A 9,375-nucleotide genomic window follows, 5' to 3' on the forward strand; every position below is an offset into this window, starting at 1 on the left:
CGTGATGTACCCGTATATGACATTCGAAGATGGTACCGAGGTCATTCATTCTGACCTGATTACAGATGGCGATATCGAAAAGGTTATCGTGCATTTTGAGCGACCGACGGCAGAGGGCTTCGACTCCGCTCGTTGTGAGTTGCCTTCCTGTTCGTGGACTGACTGGGAAGGGCATTTTACTCAGAGTGAAAAACGAGCTTTCGAAGAGTGTCTGAGCAAATAATTTAGATTAGTTCGAGTTTAGTTCGAATAAAGAAGCTGAATGCGATGACCTAAAGCGTATGCATTTTTAGTATTAGATGCGTATGAAATGGAGGATGTGAATGGATGAGCTAATAGACTTTAAAAAACGATTTCTCAAGAATGGCGAGCTGGTTTCAATTCCAAAAAAGGAAAGCTATAAAAGAATCATGCTGCTATGGGCCGTCTCTTTCTTTGAATTAAATACAAGTTATACGGAGCTTCAGGTTAATCGTGTGCTGTCACAGCTCTATCCTGATTATGCCGTGTTGAGGCGGTACTTGGTTGATTATGGATTCCTATTAAGGGATGAACGAGGCCTGAAATACGAGGTTAATCGTGATGTTCACGGTATTGAGAGCTAGCCGTCCGGTTCGGGTCCTATATATTGCTAGAGGGATAAGCGAAATAGGCAATTGGTGTGCGAATATTGCTTTGCCAATGCTGATTTACGAGGTAACTCACGATGTTTCTGCAACTGCTTTGATGGTCTGCTGCAGATTTGCCCCCTCTCTGTTTTCAGTTGCGCTCGCGCAGCTGCCTCAGAAGATGGGTATCGGGACACTGCAGGCCATGAGATTGGCAGACTTAATTCGCGCGGGATTATTCGTTTGCTATATTTTTGTTGATAGTAAATGGAGTATGTTTGCTATTACGTGCGCGGTATCGCTTTGCCGAACGGTAGAAATGCCCTGCTTTTACTCGTTGTTAAGAGCCAATACGAATAGTATCAATCGCGACGTAATTAATAATTCGTTTGGGTTCCTGCAGAATTTGATGATGGTCCTGGGGCCAGTTGCCGGCGGTTTTGTTGTCGCTCAATTTGGGGCGGAGGCTGTTCTTGCATTAGACGCGCTTTCTTTTGCCGCGTCGTTCTGGTTGCTGCGAGATGTTCCGTCGGTTATCGAGGTTAATGATAAAGAGGGAATAAGCAAAAATGAAAAAAACAGGACTGCATTTAGTGATCTTAGCGCGAAGCACTTGGCAATTGGTTTCCTATTAATCGATATTTCTAGTGGCGTGGCATTCGGCTCTCTGAATTCTCTTTTGCCAGCTATAGCGCAATTGCAATTTGACTCGTCATCGATACAATATGGATTCCTTCAGAGTAGTCTTACAATCGGACTGTTGTTCGGAAATACAATATACGGTCGTTTAATCAGTGGTTCCGATTGCGTTAAATCATATTGTTTTGTGACGTATCTTGCGCTCGGTGCGTATCTGGCGTTTGGCTATCGCTATGCGTCTGGGATATCGTTTATTTTCCTTTTTATCGTCGGTGCCGGAAACGCCATTCAAGATGTGCTTCTCATAACATCGCTGCAGGATTTGGCGAGAGACGGATCTGAATCGATAAGCCTGTTTTCAATTAGGGAGTCTTTGCAATCGGTTGCTGTTGTTATTTCAACACTTCTTGTTTCCCTGTTCACGAGCATCGCGATGTTCTCAATTCTCGTTACAGGACTTGGTGTATTTTCAATTATGATGGTAGTTGTGTTTCAATTGAATTATTTGCGAAAGATGTGACGTTGATATGCCTAAAACGCTTTTAGTATTTCCCCCAGGATGGAGTCCAGTGGGGCCGTATCTTGCCTTGCCTGTTTTGAAGTCATATCTTCAAGAGGTTGAACAATACAAAGTTGACATTGTTGACTTAAACGTGGAATTTTACGATGACCTCCTATCTTTTAGACATGTCGAAGAGTGCTGTAAAAGGTATCGGGAATCAAAGGATTCGTTTAGTTCGAATGTTCAATTAACAATCGAGTTGATACAAAAGTCGGCACTTAATGTTGACGAGGCAAAAGATATTTTCAGATCGAAGAGATACTTTAATCTAAAAGAAAGACAATATGCTGAAAACATTTTTAGAAATGCACTCTATATCATAAATCACGTCTCATATGGAGTTAAATACACGTTCAACTCCATAGATCTGCCCTATGATTATTATTCGACACCAGAAATAATGAAATCGCTTGCGGATACCTTGCATAATCCGTTTATTTCCTTCTATGAAACTGCCTTTCTTAAGCGTATTCAGAGGGAAAAAATCGAGTTTATTGGGATTTCGGTGAGCGGCTGTTTCCAATTGATTTCTGCAGTTACGTTAGCGAAACTGATTAAAGAAGAATGTCCATCTGTTAAACACGTCTCATTGGGCGGCAATTACATTACTCGTTTAGCAGATGACTGCATGAAAGAATGGCATCCCTTTTTTGAATACATTGATTCGATAATGATGTATGACGGCGAAGAGCCGCTTGCACGTCTTCTTGAGGCTCTTGACTCTGGTGATGACAATCTCGACTGTGTTCCAAACCTTTGCCATGCTAAAGGTGGAAAGATATATAAAAACCATCGGATTGAGCAAACATTTATCAACGATACAGTTCCCGATTTCGATGGCTTCGCCCTTTCTAAATACTTCATGCCTGAGCTAATATTGCCGGTTTATTCCTCTAGGCAGTGTTTTAATCATTGCGCCTTCTGCACCATTCCCGGTGCTACCGGTGGTTGTTACCGAAAGATGCCTATATCGAGAGTATTTGAAATAATGTGTCGGTTAAATGAAAAATACGGCACGAGAGTTTTCTCTTTTGTGGATGAAACATTCGAAGGCAAAAGAATGGAGCAACTCGCGGATGAAATAAACGCATCGGGAAAAACGTTTTTCTGGCATGGAGAAACGAGGTTCTCTCCAACCCTAAGTACAGACGTTTTTAACAAGATATACCAAAGTGGATGTAGGCAGATTCAGTTTGGCCTCGAGTCATACAACCAAAGAGTTCTTGATCTAATGAAGAAGAACACGAGAGTTGATTGGATTGATCGCAATATCCATGATTGTCTCAATGCGGGTATTCCTGTTCATCTATTTTTTATGATTGGCTTTCCGACCGAAACTAAAGAAGAGGCTCTGAACACCTTAGCTTATACAGAGAATGTTTTGAATTATTCAAAACAGGTATGTGGTGTTCCATATTCCACGAGAGGATTTACGAATTTTGGTCTCGTTATGGGGTCGGATGTTTGGAATCATCCCGATAAGTATGGTGTCTCTGTAATGCCGAAGTCCCAATATGAGGATTTGCGCCTCGAAGTGGATTATGTTTCAGGCACTGGTTTAACTTTAAATGAAGCAAAATCCTTATCTGATGAGCATCATATTGATTTTTATATGCAAGAGGTCATAAACGGTAGTGACACAATTGACTTGCCCCAGCGGCTTCATATTTCAGAGGTGACCTGGATCCTAGATTCTATTCACGCTGTCAGGTATAAGGGACATTTGACCAAAGTAAAGCGACGGCTAACTAGTCTAAATCCAGCTGATCGAATCTGGCTGGATTCCAAGACCTCTGTCGTGCTCGTTGAGCCATTTGCCTACTTCTATAATTCTGAATACCATCATGTCTATGCTGTTTCCCAGTTGGTATACCTTAAGTTGGCCCGTTTATTGGAGGCCGATTGTAGCATTTCTCTTATTCTTGATCAGGGCGACCTCGAGCTGACAAGGGCGATAGAAGAACTGTTGCATTATGGATTGCTGAATACAAATATCGATGCCGATTATGTAATGCACGATAATGGTTTTCAATTGGTTAAAAGTTCGTTTGTTAAAGAAGTCGGACGCTCAAAAGAGGGGTTAAGAGTACTGCTGAGTTGTGCCACCCATAGAATGTGTGCGGTTAATGATTATTCGTTCGCTTTGCTTTCGTTGTTTGAAAAGCCGATTACTAAGAACGAGCTGCGCGACATTTTGAAAAAAGAGGGACTATCGGCAAACGAGGAGCAATTAAACAAGTTGGTTGATAATTGCATGAAAGCAGATATACTACAATTGATTAGATAGAGGAGGTTTCTGCATGGACGTTATTAACAAAGATCTCTTGGAGCAACTGAAAGAGTCTCAGGAAGAGGGCGTCGTGGTAGAAGTGTTCGACTTTGAGGACTACATGGATAAATTCTGCCATTAGTTTCGGAATTTACTTGCCTCGCTTAAAGGAGAAGTCGATTATCGATTTCTCCTTTTTTAATTAAAGATATTTTTGGAATACATGCTCTTAGCACAGGTTGGCGTCTCAGTAAACTGGGAGGTTGCTTTGGCTAGTTAGAGATATGTGAACGTCCGTTAGACTGAATCTCAGGGTAGAAGGGGCCTCCAGTGTCCAGATCAACAAGGCAATGCTGCGTTTCGGCTAATAAGAACGACGGCTTTTTGCGTGTGGCGGCGGCGTCGCCGCGGATTCGCGTGGCCGATGTCGAGGGCAATGCCGAGGTGGCGTTGGCTGCCGTGCGTGAGGCTGCCGAGCGTGGCGTTCGCGCGCTGGTGCTGCCCGAGCTTAACCTGACCGGCTATACCGCGGCCGATCTGTTCCATAACCGCACACTGCTGCATGCCTGCGAGGCTGCTCTGGTGCATATCCTCGACGAGACTCGTGAGCTGCCGATTGTCTTTACCATTGGTCTTCCCGTTGCGGTTGCCGAGAATATCTACAACTGCGTCGCTGTGTGCTGCGCGGGCGAGCTTTTGGGCCTCACGGCCAAGAAGTATTTGCCCAACTATGGCGAGTTCTATGAGCGCCGTTGGTTTGCTCCGGCACCTACCGATCCCGTTTGGCTTGAATTTGCCGGTCAGGGTCCGGTCCCGTTGGGCTCGGGGCTTGTCTACCGTTGCTGTGATGAGGGCGCCGAGGACCTGGTGCTGGGCGTTGAGGTCTGCGAGGACCTGTGGGTGCCGGCGCCTCCTTCGACCGAGATGGCGCTTGCCGGTGCGACGGTGATTCTCAACCCGTCGGCCTCGGACGAGATCATCGGCAAAGCGGATTACCGCCGCAGCCTTATCTCTAACCAAAGTGCACGCCTGTACTGCGCCTATGCCTACGCGGACGCGAGCGAGGGTGAGTCCACGACCGATATGGTCTTTGCGGGCGAGAACCTCGTCTACGAAAACGGCTCCAAGCTCGCCGCGACCAAACTGCTTACCTGCGATATGGCCATCGCCGATGTCGATCTTGACCGCCTGGTTGCCGAGCGCCGTCGCTCGACGACGTGGGCGCGCGCGGACGATGCGCCGGAGGCCACGACCGTTGAGTTTTCTTTTGAGGGCGTGCTGGCCAAAGAGCCTGTCCTGCGCGATGCCTGCGATATCGACCGCGTTTTCCCTCGCGCGCCTTTTGTGCCGGCCGACCACGGTGATCTGGCCGAGCGTTGCGAGACTATTCTCAATCTGCAGACTGCGGGCCTCAAGACCCGCCTTGCCCATACGGGTACCAAGGCTGCCGTCATCGGCCTTTCCGGCGGCCTCGATTCCACACTGGCGCTACTCGTGACCGTGCGTGCCTTCGATGCGCTGGGGCTGCCGCGCACGGGCATCACTGCCGTGTCCATGCCCGGCTTTGGCACGACGCATCGCACTAAGTCCAACGCCGAGTCGCTCGCGCGCGACCTGGGCGTGAGCTTCCGCGAGGTTTCGATCCACGCGGCTGTGGAGCAGCACTTCAAGGACATTGAGCACGATCCGACCGTGCAGGACGTGACCTACGAGAACAGCCAGGCCCGCGAGCGTACGCAGATTCTGATGGATCTGGCCAACCAGGCTGGCGGTTTTGTCATCGGCACGGGTGACCTGTCGGAGTTGGCACTCGGCTGGGCTACCTATAACGGCGACCACATGAGCATGTACGCCGTCAACGCGAGCGTGCCCAAGACACTCGTGCGTCACTTGGTGCGTTATGCGGCTGATGTCTTTGGCGGGCGTATTGCCGAGGTTTTGCTCGATATCCTCGACACGCCGGTGTCCCCCGAGCTTCTGCCGCCCACGGGCGACGGCGAGATTGCGCAGAAGACTGAGGATTTGGTGGGCCCGTACGAGTTGCACGACTACTTCCTCTACTACTTGCTGCGTTTTGGCTTTGAGCCGGGCAAGATCTACCGCATGGCGCTCAAGAGTTTCGAGGGTGTCTACGACGCCAAGACCGTCCACGCGTGGCTGCGTACGTTCTATCGTCGCTTCTTTGCCCAGCAGTTTAAGCGCAGCTGCCTGCCCGATGGCCCCAAGGTTGGTTCGGTGACGCTCAGCCCGCGCGGCGATTGGCGTATGCCGAGTGACGCCAGCTCGCGTCTGTGGCTTGCGCAGATCGACGCGCTCAATCCAGTTGACTAAGGTTGGCTAAATTGAACCAATACGGGGGTTGCAAGCGTTACACTTTTGCAATCTGATGGCCCGTATCGCGCGGCGCTCTTGTCGGAGCGCCGCTTTTTTATATCGGAAGGTGGCACCATGCAGGCATCGCAGCGTCTCGACCGCTTTGGCGCGGAGGTCTTCGCCTCGCTCAACAACAAACTGCTTGCGCTGAAGGCTCAGGGCAAGACCATTTACAACATGAGCGTGGGCACGCCCGACTTTAAGCCGTACGACCACGTGGTCGAGGCGCTCACGCAAGCGGCCCAGGACCCCGAGATGTGGAAGTATGCCCTGCGCGACCTGCCCGAACTCAAGCAAGCCGTGTGCGATTACTATGAGCGCCGCTTTGGCGTTTCGGGCATTACGCCGTCTATGGTGCAGTCGTGCAACGGCACGCAGGAGGGCGTGGGCCATTTGGGCCTGGCCCTGCTCGATCCGGGTGACACCATTTTGGTTCCCGATCCGTGCTACCCGGTCTTTGAGGCGGGCGCCAAGATTGCCGATGCCAAGCTCGAGTACTATCCGTTGGTCGCCGAGCATAATTACCTGCCCTATGTGGCGGGCATCGATCCCGAGGTGGCCGATCGTGCCAAGTATATGATCGTGTCGTTGCCCGCGAACCCGGTTGGCTCGGTGGGCACGCCCGAGGTCTACGAGGAGATCATCGCTTTCGCCCGCGAGCACGACCTGCTCATCGTCCATGACAACGCGTACTCCGACATCGTGTTCGACGGCGAGCCGGGCGGAAGCTTCTTGCAGTATCCTGGTGCGCTTGAGGTGGGCGTGGAGTTCTTCTCGCTTTCCAAGTCGTTTAACGTTACCGGTGCGCGTATCGGCTTTTTGGTCGGCCGCGAGGACGTGGTCTCTGCCTTTGCCAAGCTGCGCGGCCAGATCGACTTTGGTATGTTCTTCCCGATCCAGAAGGCTGCTATCGCCTGCTTGAGCGGTCCGCGCGATGAGGTCGAGGCGCAGCGTCTGAAGTACCAGGAGCGCCGTGATGCCCTGTGCGACGGTCTTGAGAACTTGGGCTGGGAGCGTCCCAACGCGCATGGCTCTATGTTTGTGTGGGCCAAGCTTCCCGGTGGTCGCACCGATTCCATGGCGTTTTGCGAGGAGCTTATGGAGAAGGCCGGCGTTGTGGTGACGCCGGGCGCGAGCTTTGGTCCTTCGGGCGAGGGACACGTGCGCATGGCGCTGGTCCTGCCGCCCGATCAGATTGCTTTGGCTGTCGAGGCCATTCGCGAGGCGGGCCTGTATTAGAAAGCTATTTCGCCTCGTCAATAGCTCGAAACCGATTTCGTGCAGTTATTTTACGAATCCTGCAAACAATTTCGGTAAACGGTCGATTTTTGGCTGCGAATAGGAGCATAATCAAAGTCCCGATTGGATGTATTGGGATTACGGCAAGCCGCTCGGGTCGTTCCCGGGCGGCTTGCTTGTGGAGAGAGATGGGAGTTTCTAATGGTTAACGAGAAGAAGGTCGCTATTGTCGGCTGCGGTTTCGTCGGTTCGTCTTCGGCGTTCGCGCTGATGCAGAGCGGTCTGTTCTCCGAGATGGTCCTCATCGACGTGGACAAGAACCGCGCCGAGGGTGAGGCTCTGGATATCGCGCACGGCATGACGTTTGCCGAGCCGATGAAGATCTACGCCGGCGATTATTCCGATGTCGCCGACGCCGCCATGATCGTCGTCACCGCTGGCGCTGCCCAGAAGCCCGGTGAGACCCGCTTGGACCTGGTCAACAAGAACGTCAACATCTTTAAGTCCATTATCCCCGAGATTAAGAAGTCCGGCTTCGACGGCATTCTGCTCATCGTCTCCAACCCGGTCGATGTTCTGACCTATGCCGCCATCAAGATGTCCGGCCTGCCCGAGGGCCATGTCATCGGCTCCGGTACCGTGCTCGACACCGGTCGTCTGCAGCAGATGCTTGGTGCCCACGTTGAGGTCGACCCGCGCGATGTCCAGGCCTATGTCATGGGTGAGCACGGCGACTCCGAGTTCGTTGCTTGGTCCAGCGCCCAGGTTGCCGGCGTTCCGCTGAACACCTTCTGCGAGCTTCACGGTCATCTGGAGCATGAGGCTGCCGAGAAGCGCATCGCCGAGGACGTCAAGAACTCCGCCTACACCATCATCGAGAAGAAGCACGCCACCTACTATGGCGTCGCCATGGCCGTCAAGCGCATCTGCACCGCCGTCATGCGTGACGAGCAGACCGTTCTGCCCGTCTCCTCGCTCATGGTGGGCGAGTATGGCCTGTCCGATCTTGCCATCTCCATGCCGACCGTCGTTGGCCGCGACGGCGTTGTCTGCCGCGTCCCCGTGCCGCTGAACGATGACGAGCAGCATGAGCTCACCGCCTCTGCAAAGGCCCTCAAGGACATCATCGACAGCGTCGACTTCTCCTGCTAAATCGACTTCTCCTGCTAAATCAAGCTCGCTAGAGCGAAAAGCTACAATGAAGGCGTCCGGGTCCACGCGGCCCGGGCGCCTTTTTGATGCAAAGTAACCTGACCCCAATGCACCATAGTTGATGGGAGGGCCATGTCGGATTCCTCTAATTTTTTGACCTATGCCCAGACGACGTTTGATTCGTTTGAGGAGCAGCCGTTCTGTGCGGTGGATAGCCTGGTCTTTGCGTGGCTGTCCTATTTGCGTTTGCCGGGTGATATGGCGGAGCTGACGAACTGGCAGGGCCTAGACGTACGCGAGCTGCTGCGTGCCGAGTGCTACCGGGACATGATTGGCGACCTGTGGGATCCGGAGGGGAGCAGGGCCTTGTTGGAGGCCGTGGCAGCAAGCCCTCGCTACCGTGGCGTGCACGTTTGCGGTTATCGTGCCGTGAGCGATGTGGTAGCGACAGAGCAGTTTGCAGCCATGGCGTTCCGGTTTCCGGCGGGGTTTAGTGAGTATTTGCCCGCATGAGCACCGCTGAATATTGCGAA

The 9,375-nt window shown here is 51.7% G+C and carries 7 protein-coding genes; all 7 read left to right on the forward strand.

From position 1 onward, the window contains the following. Positions 1-323: 323 nt before the first annotated feature. The 7 genes from DWZ52_RS03155 to DWZ52_RS03185 all read left to right on the forward strand — a co-directional run bounded on the left by DWZ52_RS03155 (position 324) and on the right by DWZ52_RS03185 (position 9,355). Positions 324-605 (forward strand): DUF2087 domain-containing protein, encoded by a 282-nt coding sequence (locus tag DWZ52_RS03155; RefSeq protein WP_055251466.1) that lies wholly within the window; start codon positions 324-326, stop codon positions 603-605. Next, positions 583-1,767 carry an MFS transporter gene (locus DWZ52_RS03160; protein ID WP_082435530.1) on the forward strand — a complete coding sequence of 395 codons (1,185 nt, stop codon included), beginning with the start codon at positions 583-585 and terminating at the stop codon, positions 1,765-1,767. The genes DWZ52_RS03155 and DWZ52_RS03160 overlap by 23 nt, the downstream gene beginning before the upstream one ends. A 7-nt stretch (positions 1,768-1,774) precedes the next feature. Then, positions 1,775-4,096, forward strand: a complete 2,322-nt coding sequence (locus tag DWZ52_RS03165) for a radical SAM protein (protein ID WP_117735774.1) — start codon at positions 1,775-1,777, stop codon at positions 4,094-4,096. Positions 4,097-4,408: 312 nt separating this feature from the next. Then, positions 4,409-6,409, forward strand: coding sequence for an NAD(+) synthase (locus tag DWZ52_RS03170; RefSeq protein WP_117800373.1), 2,001 nt, complete (start codon positions 4,409-4,411; stop codon positions 6,407-6,409). Positions 6,410-6,526: 117 nt separating this feature from the next. After that, positions 6,527-7,690 (forward strand): pyridoxal phosphate-dependent aminotransferase, encoded by a 1,164-nt coding sequence (locus DWZ52_RS03175; protein WP_118384899.1) that lies wholly within the window; start codon positions 6,527-6,529, stop codon positions 7,688-7,690. A 201-nt stretch (positions 7,691-7,891) separates the two neighbouring features. Beyond that, the gene (locus DWZ52_RS03180) at positions 7,892-8,842 is read left to right on the forward strand and encodes an L-lactate dehydrogenase (RefSeq protein ID WP_006234343.1); all 951 of its coding nucleotides are present in this window, start codon (positions 7,892-7,894) and stop codon (positions 8,840-8,842) included. A 132-nt stretch (positions 8,843-8,974) separates the two neighbouring features. After that, a complete protein-coding gene (locus tag DWZ52_RS03185) occupies positions 8,975-9,355 on the forward strand; it encodes a hypothetical protein (RefSeq protein ID WP_199579096.1) in 381 nt (126 codons plus the stop codon). Positions 9,356-9,375 lie beyond the last annotated feature (20 nt).

The organism is Collinsella sp. AF33-16 (assembly GCF_003475325.1).
Lineage (GTDB): Bacteria > Actinomycetota > Coriobacteriia > Coriobacteriales > Coriobacteriaceae > Collinsella.

Excerpts from the sequence above, each read along its gene's own strand:
- DWZ52_RS03180 (WP_006234343.1), top strand. The coding sequence starts at position 7,892 with ATGGTTAACGAGAAGAAGGTCGCTATTGTCGGCTGCGGTTTCGTCGGT.
- DWZ52_RS03155 (WP_055251466.1), top strand. The coding sequence starts at position 324 with ATGGATGAGCTAATAGACTTTAAAAAACGATTTCTCAAGAATGGCGAG.
- DWZ52_RS03160 (WP_082435530.1), top strand. The coding sequence starts at position 583 with ATGTTCACGGTATTGAGAGCTAGCCGTCCGGTTCGGGTCCTATATATT.
- DWZ52_RS03185 (WP_199579096.1), top strand. The coding sequence starts at position 8,975 with ATGTCGGATTCCTCTAATTTTTTGACCTATGCCCAGACGACGTTTGAT.
- DWZ52_RS03165 (WP_117735774.1), top strand. The coding sequence starts at position 1,775 with ATGCCTAAAACGCTTTTAGTATTTCCCCCAGGATGGAGTCCAGTGGGG.
- DWZ52_RS03175 (WP_118384899.1), top strand. The coding sequence starts at position 6,527 with ATGCAGGCATCGCAGCGTCTCGACCGCTTTGGCGCGGAGGTCTTCGCC.